This window comes from Nocardia implantans (assembly GCF_035544775.1).
Classification (GTDB): domain Bacteria; phylum Actinomycetota; class Actinomycetes; order Mycobacteriales; family Mycobacteriaceae; genus Nocardia; species Nocardia implantans.
This window is the reverse complement of record NZ_JAYKYQ010000006.1, coordinates 241,339-261,896: the sequence shown is the minus strand read 5'-3', so window position 1 is coordinate 261,896 and position 20,558 is coordinate 241,339. Positions and strand designations below refer to the sequence as shown.

The 20,558-nt window shown below is 68.3% G+C and carries 14 protein-coding genes; 7 read left to right on the top strand and 7 right to left on the bottom strand.

The features are described 5' to 3' along the window. Positions 1-112 precede the first annotated feature (112 nt). Positions 113-4,144 (top strand): type VII secretion protein EccCa, encoded by a 4,032-nt coding sequence (gene eccCa / locus U3653_RS16710; RefSeq protein ID WP_195080427.1) that lies wholly within the window; start codon positions 113-115, stop codon positions 4,142-4,144. Next, positions 4,144-5,571: a type VII secretion-associated protein gene (locus U3653_RS16705; protein WP_195080428.1), complete on the top strand. Its 1,428-nt coding sequence runs from the start codon at positions 4,144-4,146 to the stop codon at positions 5,569-5,571. Before eccCa ends, U3653_RS16705 begins: the two co-directional genes overlap by 1 nt. A gap of 94 nt (positions 5,572-5,665) precedes the next feature. On the opposite strand, the gene U3653_RS16700 is transcribed toward U3653_RS16705, so the two are convergent. From U3653_RS16700 to U3653_RS16675, 6 genes are all read right to left on the bottom strand, one after another. Further along, positions 5,666-5,968: a WXG100 family type VII secretion target gene (locus tag U3653_RS16700; RefSeq protein ID WP_039795677.1), complete on the bottom strand. Its 303-nt coding sequence runs from the start codon at positions 5,966-5,968 to the stop codon at positions 5,666-5,668. Between the two features lie 36 nt (positions 5,969-6,004). After that, positions 6,005-6,322, bottom strand: a complete 318-nt coding sequence (locus tag U3653_RS16695; RefSeq protein WP_039795679.1) for a WXG100 family type VII secretion target — start codon at positions 6,320-6,322, stop codon at positions 6,005-6,007. 412 nt (positions 6,323-6,734) lie between these two features. Further along, the gene (locus U3653_RS16690) at positions 6,735-8,270 is read right to left on the bottom strand and encodes a serine/threonine-protein kinase (RefSeq protein ID WP_195080429.1); all 1,536 of its coding nucleotides are present in this window, start codon (positions 8,268-8,270) and stop codon (positions 6,735-6,737) included. 83 nt (positions 8,271-8,353) lie between these two features. Next, complete coding sequence (locus U3653_RS16685) at positions 8,354-9,583, bottom strand: DUF7373 family lipoprotein (RefSeq protein ID WP_195080430.1); 1,230 nt, start codon at positions 9,581-9,583, stop codon at positions 8,354-8,356. Beyond that, complete coding sequence (locus U3653_RS16680) at positions 9,580-10,779, bottom strand: DUF7373 family lipoprotein (RefSeq protein WP_323124656.1); 1,200 nt, start codon at positions 10,777-10,779, stop codon at positions 9,580-9,582. Before U3653_RS16680 ends, U3653_RS16685 begins: the two co-directional genes overlap by 4 nt. A gap of 113 nt (positions 10,780-10,892) precedes the next feature. Beyond that, positions 10,893-12,098, bottom strand: a complete 1,206-nt coding sequence (locus U3653_RS16675; RefSeq protein ID WP_195080432.1) for a DUF7373 family lipoprotein — start codon at positions 12,096-12,098, stop codon at positions 10,893-10,895. Between the two features lie 142 nt (positions 12,099-12,240). Here U3653_RS16675 and U3653_RS16670 point away from each other — a divergent pair, with 142 nt between their 5' ends. Next, complete coding sequence (locus tag U3653_RS16670) at positions 12,241-13,566, top strand: FHA domain-containing protein (RefSeq protein ID WP_323124655.1); 1,326 nt, start codon at positions 12,241-12,243, stop codon at positions 13,564-13,566. A gap of 7 nt (positions 13,567-13,573) precedes the next feature. On the opposite strand, the gene U3653_RS16665 is transcribed toward U3653_RS16670, so the two are convergent. Then, complete coding sequence (locus U3653_RS16665) at positions 13,574-15,019, bottom strand: neutral zinc metallopeptidase (RefSeq protein WP_195080434.1); 1,446 nt, start codon at positions 15,017-15,019, stop codon at positions 13,574-13,576. A 107-nt stretch (positions 15,020-15,126) separates the two neighbouring features. Here U3653_RS16665 and U3653_RS16660 point away from each other — a divergent pair, with 107 nt between their 5' ends. The 4 genes from U3653_RS16660 to rpsI all read left to right on the top strand — a co-directional run bounded on the left by U3653_RS16660 (position 15,127) and on the right by rpsI (position 20,432). After that, complete coding sequence (locus U3653_RS16660; protein ID WP_195080435.1) at positions 15,127-17,619, top strand: FHA domain-containing protein; 2,493 nt, start codon at positions 15,127-15,129, stop codon at positions 17,617-17,619. Positions 17,620-17,719: 100 nt separating this feature from the next. Continuing rightward, the gene (locus U3653_RS16655; RefSeq protein ID WP_195080436.1) at positions 17,720-19,339 is read left to right on the top strand and encodes a chromosomal replication initiator protein DnaA; all 1,620 of its coding nucleotides are present in this window, start codon (positions 17,720-17,722) and stop codon (positions 19,337-19,339) included. 143 nt (positions 19,340-19,482) lie between these two features. Further along, positions 19,483-19,926: a 50S ribosomal protein L13 gene (rplM, locus tag U3653_RS16650; protein WP_067803768.1), complete on the top strand. Its 444-nt coding sequence runs from the start codon at positions 19,483-19,485 to the stop codon at positions 19,924-19,926. Further along, the gene (gene rpsI / locus U3653_RS16645) at positions 19,923-20,432 is read left to right on the top strand and encodes a 30S ribosomal protein S9 (protein WP_195080437.1); all 510 of its coding nucleotides are present in this window, start codon (positions 19,923-19,925) and stop codon (positions 20,430-20,432) included. Before rplM ends, rpsI begins: the two co-directional genes overlap by 4 nt. Positions 20,433-20,558 lie beyond the last annotated feature (126 nt).

Here is a 20,558-nt window from a genome sequence, read left to right as displayed (position 1 = left end):
GCTTGCGAACCCTCGGTCCGGGCAGCAGAATGCTGGTCGAACTGTACGACATGTCGGTTGTGACCTCTACACTGAGGCCGAATCACAGCTGGCCGAAGGGGGAATCTCGTCGATGAGCACTGTCCGCTTCCAGCGCCGTGCGCGCCGCGAGATGCCCCGTACGCCCGGCGGCGAGGTCACGCTGCAGCCGCCGCCCGAAATCCCCCGGGTCACACCGGGAAATCTGGTGCTCAAACTCATGCCGGTCGTGATGGTGATCGGCATGGTCGGCATGATGGCCCTGATGTTCACCCAGGGTGGCGGCATCGCCTCCAACCCGATGAGCATGATGTTCCCGATCATGATGCTGTTCTCGATGGTCGGCATGTTCGCGGGCCAGGGCGGGGGCAAAGGACAGAAGGCCGCGGAGGCCAACGAGGACCGCAAGGACTACCTGCGTTACCTCGACCAGGTGCGCAAGGACGTCAACGAGACCGCCGCCCAGCAACGAGCTTCCGTCGAATGGAGCCACCCGGAGCCCGAACTGGTCTGGATGCTCGCGGGCACCAGCCGCATGTGGGAGCGCCGCGCGGGGGACAAGGACTTCTGCCACGCCCGCATCGGTCTGGGCGGCCAGCGCCTCGCCACCAGGCTGGTGGCCCCGGAGACCGGTCCGGTCGAGGAGCTCGAACCGATCGCCGCGGTCTCCCTGCGCCGTTTCGTGCGCGCCCACTCCACCGTGCCGGATCTGCCGACCGCCATCGCGGTCAAGGGCTTCGCCACCATCGCGCTGGACGGCGACCGCGCCCAGGCGCGCGACATGACGCGCGCGATGCTGGTGCAGCTGTGCATGTTCCAGGCGCCGGACCAAGTGCTCGTCGCGGTCGTCTGCGGTCCGGACACCGCGCCGGAGTGGGAGTGGACCAAGTGGCTCCCGCACACCCAGCATCCCGACGCACAGGACGGCATCGGCACCCAGCGCATGTTCTACGGCTCGATCCGGGAGGCGATGGCCGGACTGCATCCGCTGCTCGGCAACCGGGTCAGGTACTCCCGCAACCAGCCCGCCAACGCGAACATGGTGCACATCGTCATCGTGGTCGACGGCGGTCTGCTCGAGGCCGAGGACGATCAGCTGCGCGAATCCGGCTACGAGGGCGTCACCATCATCGACCTGTGCGGCTACGCGCCGCGCCTCGCGGTATCCCGTGGCATCAAGATGATCGTCGAGAACGGCGAGTGCGTCGGCCGCGGCGCCACCGGCAATCAGGAGCGGTTCGCGCTGATCGACCGGATCAGCCCCGAGCAGGCGCAGCAGGTGGCGCGCAGACTCGCCCCCTACCGTGCCGCCACGCAGCGCAGCAGCGACGCGGAGAACGACGACGCCGAGGTGATCTCGAGCTGGGCGCAGCTGATGGGTCTCGGGGATATCGGCACCTTCAACCCGGAGCACGCGTGGCGGCCGCGCTACGGACGGGAACGCCTTCGCGTCCCGTTCGGTGTCGGCGCCGACGGCCTCCCGGTGGAACTGGATATCAAGGAGGCCGCCGAGAACGGCATGGGCCCGCACGGTCTGTGCATCGGCGCCACCGGATCCGGTAAATCGGAGTTCCTGCGCACCCTGGTGCTCAGCCTGCTGGCCACGCACTCGCCCGACCAGTTGAACCTGGTGCTGGTCGACTTCAAGGGCGGCGCGACGTTCCTCGGCCTGGAAGGTGTTCCGCACGTCGCGGCCGTCATCACGAACCTGGAGGAAGAGGCCGACCTCGTCGACCGCATGAAGGACGCCCTGGCCGGTGAGATGAACCGCCGGCAGGAAGTGCTGCGGGCGGCGGGCAACTTCGCCAACGTCTTGGAGTACGAGAAGGCCAGGGCCGCAGGCGCCGATCTGGATCCGCTGCCGGCCTTGTTCGTGGTTCTCGACGAGTTCTCCGAACTGCTCACCCAGCACCCCGATTTCGCGGAGCTGTTCGTCATGATCGGCCGCCTCGGCCGCTCGCTGCACGTGCATCTGCTGCTCGCCTCGCAGCGGTTGGAGGAAGGCAAGCTCAAGGGCCTGGAATCGCACCTGTCCTACCGCATCGGCCTGAAGACGTTCTCCGCCAACGAATCCCGTCAGGTGCTCGGTGTGCCCGACGCCTACAACCTGCCGAACCACCCGGGTGGCGGCTATCTGAAGGCCGATTCCGGAGAGATCCAGCGCTTCCAGGCTTCCTATGTCTCCGGCCCGTATGTCGGCGGTGGCTCGCAGCGTGACATGACCGTGGCAACGCAGTCGGGGGAAATCGACGTCAGGGCGCGGCCGTTCACCGCGACCCATGTCGACTTCCGGCCCGCGGACCGCGTCCCGCTGCCGCCCGAACCGAGCCTGGAACCGGAACAGGACGAGGACGGCGAGCAACTGTCCAACCTGAACATGCTGGTCTCCCGGATCCGCGGCCACGGCCGCCCGGCGCACGAGATCTGGTTGCCGCCGCTGGACGAGGCGCCCACGCTCGACCAGCTCGTCCCACGCTCCGTCCTCACCGGCGAGTACTCCGCGGTGTCCACGCTGCGCGCCCCGATCGGCATCGTCGACCGCCCGTACGACCAGCGTCGCGACCCGATGGTCATCGACCTGTCCGGCGCACGCGGCAATGTCGCCATCGTCGGTGGCCCGCAGTCCGGGAAGTCGACGGCGCTGCGCACGCTCATCATGGCGATGTCGTTGACGCACACCGCCGAACAGGTGCAGTTCTACTGCCTCGACTTCGGTGGCGGCACCCTGGCGAGCCTGCAGGGGCTGCCGCACGTCGGCTCGGTGGCAAGCCGGTTGGACGAGGACCAGGTCCGGCGCACCATCGCGGAGATGACCACCATCGTCCGGCAGCGCGAGGCGCGCTTCCGCCAGCTCGGCATCGAATCGATGGCCGACTTCCGCAGGCTGCGCGCGATGGACCCGGCCAGCAGCCCCGGCGCCGCGGGCGCGCACGAGGATCCGTTCGGTGACGTCTTCCTGGTGATCGACGGTTTCAGCTCGATCCGTCAGGACTTCGAGATGCTCGAGCAGACCATCATGAATCTCGCCGTCCAGGGTCTGTCCTACGGCGTGCACGTGGTCATCGCCCTCAACCGCTGGGCGGAGGCGCGGCCCGCGCTCAAGGACCAGATCGGCACCAGGATCGAGTTGCGCCTGGGTGATCCGATGGACTCCGATTTGGGCCGCAAGTTCGCTTCCCTGGTTCCGCAAGGGCGGCCGGGCCGCGGTATGACCCCGGAGTGCCTGCACATGCTGACCGGCTTGCCCCGCATCGACGGCAGCTCCGACCCGACCGACCTCACGCACGCCGTCGCGGACGCGGTCGCGACCATCGCCCGGCTCACGCCGGGGCGTCATGCGCCCCAGGTTCGCATGCTGCCCGAGCAGCTTCCGCGCGAGCAACTGCTGTATCTGGCGGGCGATTGGCCGTCGCAGGTGGATCCGAACGCGAAGTGCCTGCGTATCCCATTCGGCATCAACGAGTCCGAGCTCGCGCCGGTCTACATCGACTTCGTCGAGAGCCCGCACTTCATCATCATCGGTGACACGGAATCGGGAAAGACGACGCTGCTGCGTTCGCTGATCGAGGGCATCGCCGCGTCGAACACTCCCGATCAGGCTCGCTTCATCATCGGCGATTACCGGCGCAGCATGCTCGGCCTGGTTCCGGAGGGATACCTCGCGGGCTATGGCTCCACGGCGCCGCAGTTCACGCAGAACATGAACGACCTGGCCGCCTATGTCGGCAAGCGCACGCCGGGCCCGGACGTCACTCCGCAGCAGTTGCGGGATCGGTCGTGGTGGAGCGGGCCGGAGCTGTACGTCATCGTCGACGATTACGACTTGGTCGCCACCTCCGCGGGCAATCCGGTCCAAGCGCTGCTTGAGCACCTGCCCCACGCACGCGACCTCGGCTTCCACGTGATCATCGCCCGGCGTTCGGGCGGTGCGAGCAGGGCGATGTTCGAGGCGACGCTGGCGCGGATGCGCGATCTGGGCTCGGCCGGCCTCATCCTGAGCTGCAGCAAGGACGAGGGCGTCCTGATGGGCACCAAGCGACCGAGCCCGATGCCGCCGGGCCGAGGGACCTACGTCACTCGGAATGCCGAGGGCCTGGTCCAGACGGCGTGGATGCCGTCGCCCTGATGTCCGAGGTCGAGCTCGTCGTCACCGAGGCGCGCATCTGGGCGCGTGGCGCCGACACGCACTGGGACGCGCCGCCGTCGGTGGTTCTGGGCAGCAATGGCTTCGATCTCGTCGTGGGGCAGTCGCTGGCGCCGCCCACCCAGGTCGGGTCGGCGGTTCAGTTCGTGCCCGCCGACGCCATAGCCCTGCCACCTCGCACACCCTCGGTGGTGGACGCGATGAGCGCGGTTTTCGCGAGTGTGCTCGAGCAGCTTCGTGTCGCGACCCCATGCGGCCGGATGACGTTGATCTGTCCGACCGAATGGGGCGCTGGCCGTCGCGGCGTGCTCGATCAGGCGGCACGCCGCGTCGCCTCGGACGTCGCTTTCGAGGACATCGCGGTCCGTTCGGTCGCCTCGGACGAGGGCACCAGCCACAGCAGGCGGACGCTGGTACTGGAATTCGGCACGCTGGCCACTACTGCGTCGGCGGTCATCCGAAGTCATCGCGGCGTGCACATCGAGTCCTGTGAGCACGAGCCGACGCTCGCGTTGGCCGAAATAGCGGACGGATCAGCGGGTTTCGCCGAACTATGCGGCCTGCTCACTCGAGTGCTCGATACCGGACCCATCGACCTCGTGCAGGTGGTGGGTGTCAGCGACCCCGGGAAAGTCGACTTGATCCGTGGGGCGGTGCGGCAGGCCATCGGCGCCGATGCCGAACTGCGCCCGGTCGCCGGTTCCGATCTGGTCCGAGGGCGCGGGGCCGAGCCACGCGAAACACCCGCCGCACCGACCGAGTGGATGCGACCGCTTCGCGAGCGTGCCGCGGCACGGCCGCCCCGGCACAGCACGGCGCGGATCGCGCTCATGGCGCTCACGGCCGTGGTGGTCGTCGCTCTGACGATCGTCGGCGCGATCGTCTTGTCCGGTCGCGGAGGTGACGAGATCGCCGCGGCGCCGAGTCCGGAAGTGGCGTCACCGACCGCCGCGCCGCCGCCCGGCGCCCCACCGGCCGAGTCGGCGCCGGAGGCGTTCGGACGGCTCCGCTTCCGGGTCCCTCCGGGCTGGCGCATCACCCAGTCGCCGGAGACGGGACGTGCTCGGGTCGATCTGGTACCCGAAACCGCTGCGCGGCAGCGGATCACGCTGATGCAGGCGCCGCTGACAGCGTCGTCCGGTTACGCACAGGTCGCGGCGAAATTGGAAGCACAGATCGCGCAGCGCCCACCGGGGGTGCTGACCGACCTGCGGCAGGATGTCATGTTCGGCGGCCGCTCCGGACTCGCCTATCTGGAACATCCAGGAGACGGATCAACGGTCCACTGGCATGTCCTGCTCGAGTACGGGATTCAGATCAGCATCGGTTGCCAGTACGCGGGAGACGACTGGGGACGATTGGAAGCCCCGTGCTCGCATTTCGGAGATACGGTCCGCGTCGTCCCGTAACCGGCGCGAGCACCTGAACGAACGCACCGCGGCGCAGAACGATTCGAGCCCCCGGTACCGAGTACCGGGGGCTCGAATCAGCCGAGACGGGATCTCAGAAGAGGCCCGCCAAGGCGGTGTCGGTGCCCTGCAGGTCGGAGTTGCCGCTGCTGACCAGCTTGCCCGCGCTTTCCAGCGTGGTGTTGAGCTGGGTGACCTGCGTGTTCCACTGGGCCTGCAGCGAGGCGAACGCGTCGTTCGCGTCACCCTTCCAGTAGTTGGTCACGAAGTCGGTGACCTGCTTGTGGAAATCTTCGAGCATGGTCATGACGCTGCGCGCCTCGGCCACGATGGCCTGGGCGCCCGCCTCGACCTCGCCGAAGTTCGAAGCAATCCGACCGGGGTCGTTCGCTACCATGGGGAGCTCCTTGTTGTCTGTGGTTCGGCTGTCGGATCAGGGAAGGTCCAGGCTGGAGGCCTGCGCGGCCACCTGCTGGGCGAACTGCTGGTCCTGATCGGCGAACTTCCGGCCGGCGTGGGCGAGCTTGTCCGACGTCTGATCCAGCTGATCGTTCAGCTTCCGCGCCTGGGCGAAGTAGCTGTCCATGAACGTGTCGAACGCCTGACGGGCAGCACCGCTCCAGGTGGCGGTGGTCTGATCCGACTTGCTGTTCAGTGCGGTGATGGCGGTCTGCAGATCCTGGTGCCGCTGCCGGCAGTTGTCTACAAACTTCGAGATCGCCTCTTCGCTCGCTTCGAGCTGTCCTGCCATTTCGGCTCCTTTCGGGTTCCCGTCTCGGCCAACGGCGGAAGCCTCAGTTGGCCTGTACATCTGGTTGGACGCGGTGCGGGTCTGATCGGTTCCATCCGACTCGAGAAAAGTTCGGCATCGCCCCACGGGATCAGCGCCCAGCGCCCCTCAGCCCGGCTCGTCCGTAGATTTCGGCGGCCGCGCACGGGCCTGCTCGGAAGACCACGATGCGATCCGGGTCTGCATGACTTGTAACGCCAGCGCTCGGCTCCCCTCCTTCCCCCTGCTCGCTGCTGTAATGATCGGCGAGTGGGCTGGCTGCGGTACACCTTACCGAACGCCTAAGTCCGCCGCTACCAGCAGATTGCCGAAGGCCAGTGGTCTCGGAACTCGAAAAGCCCACGAACCCTTACGTTCAGCGGATGCGACCGAATCACTTCACGCGATTGCGCAGCACCGGCACCAAGCGGTCGAGCAGAGTCTGCTGGGACGACTCGCTCCAGTCGCGGACCGCGGCGACGGCCGCGGGATCGTCCAGTGGAATGACCGTGGCCCGGGTACCCGCGACCTGGTACGGAAGGCCGAGCAGGCCACCGCCGCCCGCCTTCTCGTCGCTGCGCACGGCCAGCACGTAGCCATCCGCCGCCACTTCGAGCCGGGTGGATCCGGTCAGCTCGCGAGGCGATGTCTCCTCGCCCTGCCGCCGGTAGTTGAGGTTGTAGACGAACCCGAGATCCTCCAGGAACTCGGTCTGCGGTGTGCCGCCGAGAAAGATCGAGATCTGCGAGCCACGCGGCACGTCGACCATCGTGATCGTCTTGCCCCGGAACGCCGGATTGTCCGCACGCGCCCGGTCCAGCGGCGACAGGACGGCCGTGCTGCTCGGCGTGGCGACGGCGGGCCCGGATGCGGGCTCATCGCGGTTGAGTGCCCAAATGCCGACCCCCGCGGCGAGCACGACGGTCACCACGCCCGCGGCGGCGGCGAGCAGCCGGTTCTTGCGCGTGGGCCGTGCGGCGGCGCTCGCCGGCCCGGAGACGGCCACGCGGGGATCGGTCCCCGGCCGCGGATTCAAGACCTGGATCGGATAGGTGGGGGAAGTGTTGGTGGCGACGGGGTTGTAGCCGGGCACGAGGGCGCTCGCCGCCGCATCGGTGAACTCCCGGCAGCTGTTGAATCTTTCGGCGGGATTCTTCGCCATCGCGCGGGCGAAGACATGATCGATGGCCTGGGGGAGGCCGGGATTGACCGCGGTGGCCAGCGGCGGGGGTTCGTGGAGATGCCCCATCATCACCAGCGCGGGCTGCGTTCCCGGGTAAGGATTGCGCGCGGTGAGCAACTTGAAGAACGAGCACGCGAGGCTGTAGACGTCGGCGCGATGGTCGAGCGGGCCGCCGGTGAGCTGCTCGGGCGGTGCGTAGGCGATGGTCGCGACGAAGCTGCCGGTCTGCGTGAGTTCGGTGGTGTCGTCATTGGCCTTGGCCACGCCGAAATCCGTCAGCAGCACGCGTTCTTCTTCACCGTCGACAGGTGTGGACAGCAGGAAATTCGCCGGTTTGACGTCGCGGTGCAGCAGACCCTTGCGGTGCGCGTAATCGAGGCCTTTGCCGACTTCGGTGGTGATGCGCAGTGCGCGAAGCGGATTCATCGCATGCGGGTCGCGGGCGAGTTCGGCGGAGGCATCGGTACCGTCCACGTATTGCATGGCGATCCACAACTGGCCTTGTTCTTCACCGCGGTTGTAGACCGAGACGATGTTCGGATGATCCAGTCCGGCGGCCAGATTGGCTTCGCGCTCGAAGCGGGTGCGGAACTCGTAGTCGCGACTGAGTTCGCCGCCGAGCACTTTCAGCGCGTCGGTTCTGGGCAGACTGGGATGTTTGGCCAGGTAGACCGTGCCCATGCCGCCCGCGCCGAGTACACGGATGATGCGGTACCCGCCGACGATGGTCCCCGGGCTCATCGCCATATGCACGATCTCCTGACTCCACGCGGGCCGCTGGCGTTCGCCACGCAGCATACTCGACCGGATTCGCGACGAAACCGGTGCATTTATCGGCTGTTCGCGAAAACGGAATACTGTGCGGCAGCGCGCTGCTGAGCGTCCAGCAGTTGATTCGCCCCGACGAATCCGACGTATTCCTTGTATGCGACGACGCAGGTGAATCGCCGATCATCGAATAGCGTGGCCCGGTTCTCCACGCACACCGAATCGGGCAGGTGCTGCGGTGGATCGGCCGGGCCCGCGATCACTGTGGGGGTGATGCGTTCGGCGACAATCCGCCGCGCCGCCGCCGGATTCGGCGTGCGAATCACCACTGTGTCCCCGGAGACGGCGAATCTGTCGGCGCCCATCGCCGTGAAGCGTTGTTTCGCGTAATCGCGGTCTTCGGCGTATTGCATGATGCCGCGCAGACCGAGCAGCGCGTGTGAATCGTCGTAGCTGGGGGAGTGGACCCCGGCCGGATTCAGGGTGCGGCTCAGCAGATGATCGGGGTCCCAAGGCAGACGCAGCATCTCTTCCTCGGTCAGCGCGGGCAACTGATCGAGCAGCGGCAACTGAACGTCGTACGCCTTCTCCGCGAGCGCGACGAGGGCGTTGCGATCGGGAGCGTTGGCCGAGACGAGGAACGCCACCACGTAGGAGCCGTGCGCGAGGATCGTGCGCAGGAACGGGGAGCCTGGACGCCAGTGCGCTCGCGCCTGCGGCTGCCGCGGCAGGGTGACCGGCTCGTTCTGCTCGCGGTAGGCGCCGAGATCGGCGTCGTAGAACTCCGTCGCGGCCTGGCGGGCGCGTTCGGGGTCGGGGAACTGCATGACGATCGTGCCGACGGTCGTGGAATTGGGCCGGGGCTTGGTCGGCCATCCGGAGGCGATCAAGCTGACATTCTGATCCGAGCCGTTGGTGTGGAACCCGAACATCATCCGGTTGCGTTCCGCGATCGGCCGCATGTCCTCTTGGCGCCCGAGTTCACCGGGCAGCGTCCCTTTGCTGATGCTCGACGGCGTCCAGCTGTACTTCATCCTGGGATCGATGTCGTAGGCCGACGCGACGTGATCGGCCAGCCGCATGGCGGCGACCTTGTCCATGTCGATGAACAGCGGCTGGTAGTCGTCGTCGTGCGCGTTCGGCGGCTCGGTGGGGTAGTTGCCGGTGTCCAGACCGCGAATATCGATCTCACCCGGCCGCGCGGTCCCCGCGAGCGTCGAGCCACAGCCGGTGACGATGGTGGCGGTCATCGCGCAGGCGAGTGCGACGGCGGCGGTGCGGAATCTCGTCATGCGGCATTCACCAGCAATGCGTACTGGGCGGAGATGCGCTGCTGCGCGTCGAGCAGTTGATGCGACCACGCGAACGCCGCGTAGCGGTCGTAGGACACCGAGCAGTAGAAACGGACGACCACCGTCTTGGTTCCGATGTATTCCTTGCAGCGCGCGGCGGGCAGGCCCTTCGGCGCCTCGGCCCCGCGGAACTTCTTCGTCAGCCCACCGCGCTGCTCCCGCAGCTGTGCCGCCGCGGCGGCGTCGCGGGCGCGGAACAGATCGGTGCCGTCGGTGGCGTACCGGTCCACTCCGGCCGCTTCGATGATCTTGCGATCCTCGGCCGAATCGGTGGTGAAGTGCAGCGCGCCGTGTCCGGTGTAGGCGCCGGGCGGATCGATCCACGAGTCTTCCCTCGGTCTCGGCAGCGCCCGGCTCAACATGCCGTCCATATCGATCGACACTGTCATCAGCTGGTCGACCGGGGTCGGAGTGAAGCGGCCGATGGCGGGGACGACTGTGTCGAGGCTCTTCTCGACCAGACCGAGCAGCGCGGGCAGGTCAACCTTCTCCAGGAAGATCTTCACGTAGTCGAAGATCCAGGTGTAGACGACGAACTTGCCGGTGGCGAACCACGACCCGATCGACTGCTCCTGCGGCTGCCAATGCGCGTGCGCTGCCGGGTACTTGGGGATCTGCACCGGCGTGTTCCGGTTGTTGGCCTCGAAGTCGACGCGTTCCAAGGCGGCCGCGGCAGCCGCGGCCTTCTGCTCATCCGGGAAGATCAGGACGGCGTTGACCAGGTCGGTGCCGCGATTGTCCGGCTCGGTGCCCGCGCTGCTGAGGAATCCGGCGACGAACTCCGGGGCGGCCTCGGCGAATCGGGAGACGTTCATGATCCGTCCCAGCGAACTCTTCGGCTCGATGAACACCTTGGAGATCGAAGGATTCGCGGAGACGAACGCCGGGTCGATGTCCGACGGCATGGGCACGAAGTTCGCCAGCCGCTCCGCCTCGATCATGCGCGCCTGCTCGGGATTCTTCGCTGTCGCGTAAACGCGCGGCGTCGTCGCGTAATTGCCCACGTCCAGCTGCGCCAGATCGACCGGCTGTGCGGGCTTTTGTGTCGTGGCCTCCGGATCGCCGCACGCCCCTGCACCCAGGGCGACGGCGCCGGCCAGTACCAGGGCACAAGCGATTCGGATCGGTCTCGACATCACGCCGTGCTGCATTCTTTCCCTCCCCTGACTGCGGTAGTTGCGCCGGATCCTACTTCGGCCCACCCGCGGCCACGGATCGCGAAAGCGCGGGGCGACTACCGCCGCCGATCTCAGAAACTGTTCGCCAGCAGTGCGTACTCCGCGGCGACCTTCTGCCGCACGTCCGGTTCCTTATCACTGGTGACGACTCCGACATACCGTTTGTACGCGACGTAGCACCGGTACTTGTACTCCCGATCCGGGTCGCCCTTGCTGTTGAGCTGCAGGCATTTCGCGCCGGGGACGTCCTTGGGAGCGCCGAGCGGGTCGTAGTGCGCGCCTTCACTGTCCAACAGGCCGGTGACCAATTTCTGGGCGGCGGCCCCGTCGCGGGTGCGGGCGACGTAGCTGTCGTCGAGCAGACCGATGTGGTCCACGCCCGCTTCCTCGATCAGGCGCAGGTGCACCGACTCGTCATCGGCGCGGTGCACCGTGTGATAGCCGCCGTAGACGGCGAAGGTCGCCGGGTCGGGCTCTCGGTTCTTGCGGTCGGCGACCGCGACGCGGGCGAGCAGGCCGTCCGGATCCGCCTTCAGGGTGTCGAGCTTGTTCACCGGAGTCGGGGTGAACTTGTCCAGCTGCGCCACCTCGGCGGCCAAGGTCTTGTCGACCCACTTCACCAGGTCGTCGGCATCCGCCGTCGGACGCTGGATGAACAAGGAGATGACGAATTCCTTGTACGCCATGAAGGTGCCGACGTTGGGAACACCGGGCCGCCAGTGGATATAGGAGTCGGGGTACTTCGTCGACGACAGCTTGCGGTTGTCCGGCGAGACGGCGATGTCGACGTCCTCGAGTTCCCGGGCGGCGAGTTTCGCGGTGGCCTCGTCTGGGAAGCGGAACAGCGCGTTCGTGACCGCGGTGGCTTGCGGGGAAGGATTGGTCTGGCCGGCCGGATCGGGACGGTCCGCGCCGCTGGCGGCATATCCCACGATCAGCTTGCGGTTGTCGAGGACCGGCCTGGACACCTTGGCCACGAAGTCGAGCGCCTGCTCGGCGTCCTTGACGACGGTGCTGCCGCGGCCGAACTTCAACACGGAATCGATGCGCACGGTCGGGACCACGGCCTCGGACATCCGCATGCCTTCCAGCAGCGCGCCTTTGCCCGCCGAATCCTGGTCGTACTCGTGCTTGTCCACGGGATAGGTGCCGACTTCCAGCTTGCGCACGTCGATCTCACCCGCGGTCGGTGTGCCCTGCACGCCTGCGCAACCGGCCAGCATCCCCGCCAATGCCAGACAAGACGCGGTGAGCGCGATGCGTTGCGTCCGAACCATCTCAGGCCCCTCGTTCCTCCCGTTGCTGACACCGAAGTTACCCGACAGAGGGCGGGGAGGGGGACCGATGGTCGTCCTATTGCAATACCCTTGTCGGTGTGGCGACGACCTTGCACTGCAATCCCGGTGGAGGCCGATACCGGTGAAGGATCGGCAGGTCGAGGTCGTCGTCGGTAGCCACGCCGTGGCCAGGGTCGCGGGCGCGGTGATCATCGTGGCGCACCGCAAGCCGGGCAGGCCGGCTCAGGATTCGCCCGCCGCGGTCGCGCTGGAATCACTGGCCGAACTGGTGCGCGACGCGACCGATCGGGAGCCGGGCGGGCCCGGCGCCCTGGTGGCGCGGCAGGCGACGCGCTGGCTGATGAAGCAGGCCGAGCGGATCAGCCCGGGAGAGCCGATCGATTTCGGCATTCTGTCCACCGCCGAGCACGGGGGTGTGGCGATCTTCCTGCACGGGGCGATCACCGCCGTGCTGGCCGGTGACGGCGGGCTCGAGCGCTATCGCGGCAGCGACGCGGCCTTCACGGTGGATCGGGTCGCGGCGGTTCCGGCGCGGGCGGCGGCGCTGTTCGTCGACGACGCGAAGGGCCGTATCCCGGATCTGCCGCCCGAGCCAGGCATCGGCAGGCTGGTCGAAGGCATCGCGCAAGCGGGGGGCGCGATCGTCTGGACGCAAGGCGCGCGCACCGAGTTGCCCGGGTACGGCCGGGCGTCCGGATCCTTGGGCGCGCAGCACGACCCGGAGACCTCCGCGCTGCCGGCGGCGCGTGTCGAACACGCGCCGTCCGCGGAATCGGAACAGCGCCAGCAGCCGCACCCGCCGCGATACCCGACGGCGCCGTCTACCGCGATGCTCGACGCCCAGACGGAGCAGACGCCGATCGATCCGCACCACGCGCCGACGCAACTGGGCGGCACCAATCCCGCGCCGCGGCCCGATCCGGAGCTCCAGCGTCGGCTGGAGGCGACCGCGAAGGCCACCGCGCTGACCGTCAAGGTGATGGGGTTCAAATGCGCCCGGGCGCATCCCAGCGATCCGCGGGCGGCGTTCTGCACCGTCTGCGGGATGCCGGTCGACCAGACCCAGGCGCTGATCGAAGTGGTCCGCCCGCCGCTGGGCATGCTGATCCTCGACGACGGCATGACCTACATGCTCGCCGCCGACGCGGTGATCGGACGCGACCCCGAGCGTTCACCGGCCGCGGAGAGCGGACTCGTCCCGCTGCGGGTGGAGGACGCCTCCGGCGGCATGTCCAGGGCCCACGCCGAAATCCGCTTGGTGAACTGGGACGTGACGGTGGTGGACTGCGGTTCGACCAACGGCACCCGCACCAGGCTGCCCGGCTACCGCGACTGGGTGCGCCTGGCGCCGCGCCAGTCCATGGCGCTCGTCCCCGGCACCGAGATCATGCTCGGCAACCGCGTGCTGCGGTTCGAACTGGCCGCGCCGCCGCCGTTCGGCCGCTGAGCACGCGCTAGGAATAGCGCGCGGCGCACACGCTCTCGCCGTTGAGGACTCCCGCGCGGAATGCCTCCACTCGGGAGAAACCACTCGGCACGGTCTTCCCCTGGGCGTCGCTGGCGGCCAGGCCGTCGGTGAGCAGGCCGGAGACCGCCTCGTCGAGATCTCCTGCGGCGAGCTTGATATCGCCCTGACTGACCGGTCGTCCCGATTCGGCGAGTTTGCCGGTGACCACCCCGGACAGGCAGGCCGCGCGCAGTCCGGTTTTCGCGCCGACCAGGCTCTGCCCGCGGCTCTGCTGGACGGCCAAGGTGTATCGGGAGATGAACACGATGTAGCCGTTGTAATCGCCGGTCACCTTGAGCGGCAGCGGGTCGTCCGCGCCGTAGTCCGACGTACCCCGCTCGGCCAGTCGGGGGATGTCCGTGGCGATCGTGTTCGCGGCGGGGCAGTACGACACCGGTTCGGTCACCACGCCGTCGGGGCAAGCGATCTTCGCCCGGGTGTAGTCGTAGGTCGGCTCGTGGTCGATCGGCAGAATCGCTTCGAGTGCTTTGGTCAATTCGACCAAGGTCTGTTTGGTGATGGGGTACTCGCCGCGCCCGTTGTCGTCACTGAAACTCTGCGGCAGATTCGCGCGGCGCTGGTCGATCTCGTCCTGGTCGATGCCCTTGCACGCCTTGGGACCGTCGGTGAAACCGATCTGCACGGCGGTGACCCGTTCGAAAGCGGAGCCGTGCACGCTTTCCGGGTCGTCGGGGTCGGAGTCGCGGATGGCGACGGTGGCGGCGAGCACGCTGTTGAGGCCGTCGGAGGTGTTGATCGTGAAATGCCGGGCCTTGCCCTCGGCCACGTGCCGCATGAAAGCGCCCGCGAAGCAATCCGCCTGCTGCTCCTTGACGATCACCGGGTCCTTCGGCCCGACGATCTTGGCCATGGTCTGCACCGCGTGCCCGTACTCGTGCGCGAGCACCATCACCACGGACATCTTCCCGAAGGTCTCCTCCATGGTGGGAAGCAGCACCGACCGATCCCAGCCGATGGAATTGTCCAGGCGGCAGTAGGCGGCGTTGACCAAGCGGTAGGTGGTCTCCTTGCAGAACTCGACCGACTCCTGCCGCCCTGCCTTCGCGCTCCAGGACAGCAGCTTCTCGACCGGCTTGAACTCGCCTTGGAAGTATTTGCCGAACTCACCGCGCCAGTAGGTCTGGATATCGTCGACGGCGTTGAGCGCCAGGGTGTCCACGGCGCCGCCGTCGCCGTTGGTCGCGGTCAGCGTGCTGTCCTCGACGCCGGTGCGCGGGCCGCTCGGGCCGCTCGTGGTGGGCAACCCGGCCACCTTGAACGGATCGTCGTAGACGGAGACGGCCCGGCCGTCGACCACTCGGATACATCCGCCGACCAGCACCAGAACACTGAGCAGCGTCGCAACCAGCGCGGTCGCTCGGACTCTCGGCAAGGCTCCCCCTGGTCGGCCGCTACAACGTTCACATCGGTCGCCGGATCGGGGCATTTGGCGCATCGGGGGCACCGCCGATGTCCGGGTGATGGAATAGTATCCGCTGCATGTCTTCACCGGGGGCGCAGACCATCACCGTGCGCCATGATGGAAACGAACGAGTATTCGATTCGAGCCAGCAGGTCACGATGGGCCGCGCGCCGGAGGTGACGCTTTTCGTCGACAGCCCGCTCGTCTCGCGTGTGCACGCCACGCTGGCCTGGCAGGGCAGCGCCTGGGTGTTGACCGACAACAAGAGCACCAACGGCGTTTTCGTGGACGCGCGCAGGCTGACCCAGCCGGTGTCGATCGACCGCCCCACACAGGTCCGGCTGGGCGACGCGATCAGCGGCCCGCTGTTGCACCTGTTGCCGGCGAACCCGCAACCACCGCAGCGGCCTTCCGCGCGCCCGCCGCAACCGGTTCCCGCGCCGCCGCCGGGCCCGCCGCCGCACGCGGTCCGGCGGCCCGCGCAGCCGTTCCAGCGTCCGCACTATCCGCCTCCGCAGGACGCGCCCGCGCCCGCGGTGAACGTCAACATGACGACCAGGGCGGACACCTCGAACATGCCTCCGGTCCGGGCCAGGGCGAGCACGGCGCCCATCGCCCGCGCCGACCGGATCCCGCAGACCGGCCTGAGCATCGGCCGCACCACCGACAATCAGATCGTCGTCAACGATCCGCTGGCCTCCCGCAAGCACGCCCGCCTGATCGCCTCCGCCGATGGCCTCACCATCGAGGACCTCGGCTCGGCGAACGGCACGTTCGTCAACGGGCACCGCCAGCAGCGGGCGGTGCTGCGCGAGCGGGACATCATCACCGTCGGCAACGTCGACTTCGTCGTCCAGCAGGGCACGCTGGTGCACCGGCAGAAGCCGGTCGCCGAGCAGGGTTTGGCCGTGCACGGTGTCGGCTTCACCGTCGAGGGCAACAAGCAACTGCTCGTCGACGTGAACATGTCAGCCAGCCGCGGCACGCTCACCGCGCTGATCGGTCCCTCCGGTGCGGGCAAGTCGACGCTGTCGCGCCTGATCGCGGGCACCACACAGCCTTCGGGCGGCGTGGTCACCTTCGAAGGCCGCAATCTGCACGCCGAGTACGAGGCGCTGCGTTCCCGGATCGGCATGGTGCCGCAGGACGACGTGCTGCACCGGCAGCTCACGGTGCGCCAGGCGCTGGGTTTCGCGGCCGAACTGCGGCTGCCGAGGGACAACAGCAAGCAGGACAGGCAGAAGGTGATCGACGGGGTGCTGCAGGAGCTTTCGCTCACCGAGCACGCCGACACCAGGGTCGACCGTCTCTCCGGCGGTCAGCGCAAGCGCGCCTCGGTGGCGCTGGAACTGCTGACCGGCCCGTCGCTGCTCATCCTGGACGAACCCACGTCGGGCCTGGACCCGGCACTGGACCGTCAGGTCATGGTGATGCTGCGCGAGCTGGCCGACGCCGGCCGCGTGGTGATCGTGGTGACCCACTCGGTGGCGCACCTGGACATGTGCGATCAGGTGCTGCTGCTCGCTCCCGGCGGCAAGACCGCCTACTGCGGCAATCCGGCCGGTGTCGGCGCGGCGCTCGGCACCAGCGACTGGGCGGAGATCTTCGCCAATGTCGCGGCCAATCCGGATCAGGCGTTCGCCGCCTATCGCTCCCGGCAGGCGTTCGCGCCGCCGCCCCCGCCGCCCCCGCAGCCGTACGGGCCCGCGGGCAGTCCGCCGCAGTCCAGTCGCGGCAAGCAGTTCTCGACTCTGGCGCGCAGGCAGGTCCGGCTGATCCTGGCCGACCGCGGTTACCTGACGTTCCTGGTGCTGTTGCCGTTCATCCTCGGCGGCCTGTCGCTGGTGGTGCCGGGGAAGAACGGATTCCAGCGCGGCGCGTTGAAGGCGCTGCCGGATGGCACGTTCGTGCCGGAGGGCGGTAGTGAGACACAGCAGTTGCTGGTGGTGCTGATTCTGGGCGCCTGCTTCATGGGTTCCACGCTCACGGTGCGCGACCTGGTCGGCGAACGGACGATCTTCCACCGCGAACGCGCCGTCGGCCTGCTGCCGTCGGCATACCTGATGGCGAAGATCGCGGTGTTCAGCTTCACCGCGCTGCTGCAATCGGCCGTGCTGGTCGGGATCGTCCTCGCGGGCAAGAAGCGTCCCGGTGAGGGGGCGGTGCTGGCGTCCGGCAGCGCGGAGCTGTACATCGATATCGCCCTCACCGCGATCTGCTGTGTGGTCGTCGGGCTGCTGCTCTCGTCGCTGGCCAAGTCGAACGAGCAGGTGATGCCGCTGCTGGTGGTGGCCATCATGTGCCAGCTGGTGATGGCGGGCGGCCTGATCCCGGTCACCGGGCGGGTGGTGCTCGAGCAGGTGTCCTGGCTGTTCCCGGCGCGCTGGGGCTACGCGATGGGCGCTTCGACGGTGAACATCCGGGAGCTGTTCCTGAACGCGCAGGCCGACACGCTCTGGCAGCACAAGCCGGAGATCTGGGCGTTGGACGTCGGCGTGCTGTCGCTGATCACGCTGGTGCTCGCGCTCATCACCTGGCGCCGGTTGCGACTGAAGAAGTCGACCGCGTGAGGCGATCCGGACGGTCCGTCCCCGCCCCGGTCCGCGCAAGCGACGCCGGGCGGTGTGACACGGCGACGACGAGCATCTCGGCCGCGAACCGGGCACACTTATGCCTGTGACGGTGCGAGTAGGGGCAGTGCATCTCGGCTGGGATGTGGTGTCCGTTGCGGCCGGTGGCGGTGGCGTTCCCATCCGCCCCGTGCAGGTGGAGGGCATGTGGACGCCGCCGGCCTATCTGCTGGCGGATTCGTCGGGCCGGTTGCACACGGCAGGCGTGGAACGCAACAGACCCGATCTCGGGATGGCGATCGCCGACGTGCGCGACATCCTCGGGCATCCGCAGATCGTGGTCGCCGGCGCGACCTGGCCCGCGGAACTGGTCTTCCGCGCGCGTCTGTACAACCCGCTCGCCGAGATCGGCAAGCACTTGCGCGGCAAACCGGATCTGGTGGCGTTGCCCTATCCGGACAGCTGGCCGGACGAGAAGATCGATATCTACGCCTCGATGGTGGAACAGCTCGATGTCGTCGTGGAACCGCTGCCGGAGAGCGTCGCGCTGTCCGGCTACGTCCGCGCCCTCGGGCTGGTGCACCCGCCCGACCGGGCCAGGCCGAACGGCATCGGCGCGACGGGCGTGTACTCCGACGGCCGCGGCATGCTGGTGGTCGCTGTGCACGGCGACGACGAGCAGCCCACCGAGTCGGTCGACGTTCCGGTGGACGCGCAGGCCATGCGCGACGCCAGGTCGGCCGACGACGTCGTGATCGAGGTGATGGCGGCGGCCCGCTCGATCGGCGCGGACACCTCGACGGTTCTGCTGTCGGGCAACGTGCGCTTCAACGACGCGTTGCGCCTGGCCTTCCAGAACCATCTGGGGCACCGCCTGCACGTGGCGGACCATCCGATGCACGCCCTGGTGCTCGGCGCGGCACATCTGCTGGTGAGCGACCCGGAGGCGGGCGAGCCGGAGCCTTCGGGCAGGCACGCCGAACCAACGCCCGCCCGACCGCAGGCCGAGTATCCCCCGCAGCAGGCGGAGGCGGGTCGGCGCACGGCCCGGCCGGTGCCGGGCGTCCAATACGGCCCCGGATACCCGACCCAGCCCGACGAGCCGACGACCAGGATCGGGCGCGACGACGTGCCGCGCGGTCTGCCGCCGAACCTCGCCGAGCTGGGCAGCCGCTTCACCCGGCCGCCGAGCGCGCCCGACGAGCAGCAGGACGGCGGTCGCCCGCCCGGTGATCCCGTCGGCCCGCGTCCGCCCTACCCGGGCGCGCCGGAGCAGTCCCGGTACGCCGGTCAGCAGCACCAGGGGCCGTGGCAGGAGCCGGGCGCCGAGTCCGACGACGCGGACGGGCACCGCAAGGGCAAGCTGTGGAACAAGATGAAGGGCAACCTGTTCGGAGCCAACACCGTCGCCGGGGCGGTGGCGCTGGCCGTGGTCGCGCTTCCGTCCGGGAATCACCGGGTGGAGTTGACCGCGCGGCCGGTCGCCCTCGACGCGGCATCGGTCGTGTCCGCGGAAGAAGTCGACGGCGCGCCGGTCGGGTGTCCGACCTCGCCCTACGCGATCACCCAGCCGAAACCAGGTGTCACCGCCACCCGGGGAACCCAGCGGGAAGCGAAGGAAAGGACGGCGGAGTGCGGGCGGCCCGACGTCGACACCCTGCGCTACCTGGTCCCCGGCCCGCCCGGCGCCATGGACCTCGGCCCGCCGATCGAGATCTGACGGATTTCTCCCCGCCATACCCCACTGGTATGGTGGCTCGTTGGCGTGCGGAATGTCCGCCGAGCCCCGGGTCTCCACCGGCCGCCGGGAACAGCTCGACCGCACGCCTGGCTGGCAACACCGACGACAGACAGGGAAGCACTGTGCCTACGTACAGCCCCAAGGCGGGTGACGTGACCCGTAAGTGGTACGTCATCGACGCCACTGACGTAGTGCTCGGCCGTCTCGCCGTCCAGGCAGCGAATCTGCTGCGTGGCAAGACGAAGCCGACCTACGCCCCGAACGTCGATGGTGGCGATTTCGTCATCATCATCAACGCCGACAAGGTTGCCATCAGCGGCAACAAGCGGCAGGACAAGCTGATCCACCACCACTCCGGGCACCCGGGCGGCCTCAAGTCGCGGACCGTCGGTCAGGTGTTGGAGAGCCGTCCCGATCGGCTCGTGGAGAAGGCCGTCAAGGGCATGATCCCGAAGAACAAGCTCGGTAACGCGATCGCGGGCAAGCTGAAGGTGTACGCGGGCCCGACGCACCCGCACGCCGCCCAGCAGCCCATCCCGTTCGAGATCAAGCAGGTGGCCCAGTGACCGCTCCCGAGGAATTCAACGAGGAATACGTCGAGGAATTCGACGCTGCCGAGGCTGTCGAGGACGGTGCGGGCTACGAGGACTCCGAGGCCTCGGCGTCCTACGCTCCGATCGTGATCGACCGCCCGGTGCAGACCGTCGGCCGCCGCAAGGAGGCCGTCGTGCGCGTGCGCCTGCTGCCCGGCTCCGGCAACTTCGTGCTCAACGGCCGCACCATCGAGGACTACTTCCCGAACAAGGTGCACCAGCAGCTGGTCAAGTCGCCGCTGGTGACCGTCGAGCGCACCGAGTCCTTCGACGTGCACGCCCGCCTGGTCGGCGGCGGCCCGTCCGGTCAGGCAGGCGCCCTGCGGCTGGCCATCGCCCGTGCGCTGATCGAGGTCACCCCGGAGGATCGTCCCGCCCTGAAGCGGGCCGGCTTCCTGACTCGTGACCCGCGCGCCACCGAGCGCAAGAAGTACGGTCTGAAGAAGGCGCGCAAGGCGCCGCAGTACTCGAAGCGCTGATTTCGGCATCGTCGGCTCTGCGCCTCCGGCACTCTCGCGGTGCCGGAGGCGGTACGGTCGACGCGGCAGCCGTACGAGAGCAGGCTCCCAGCGAACAGCTGGTCGCCTGCTCTCGCGCTGTATGAA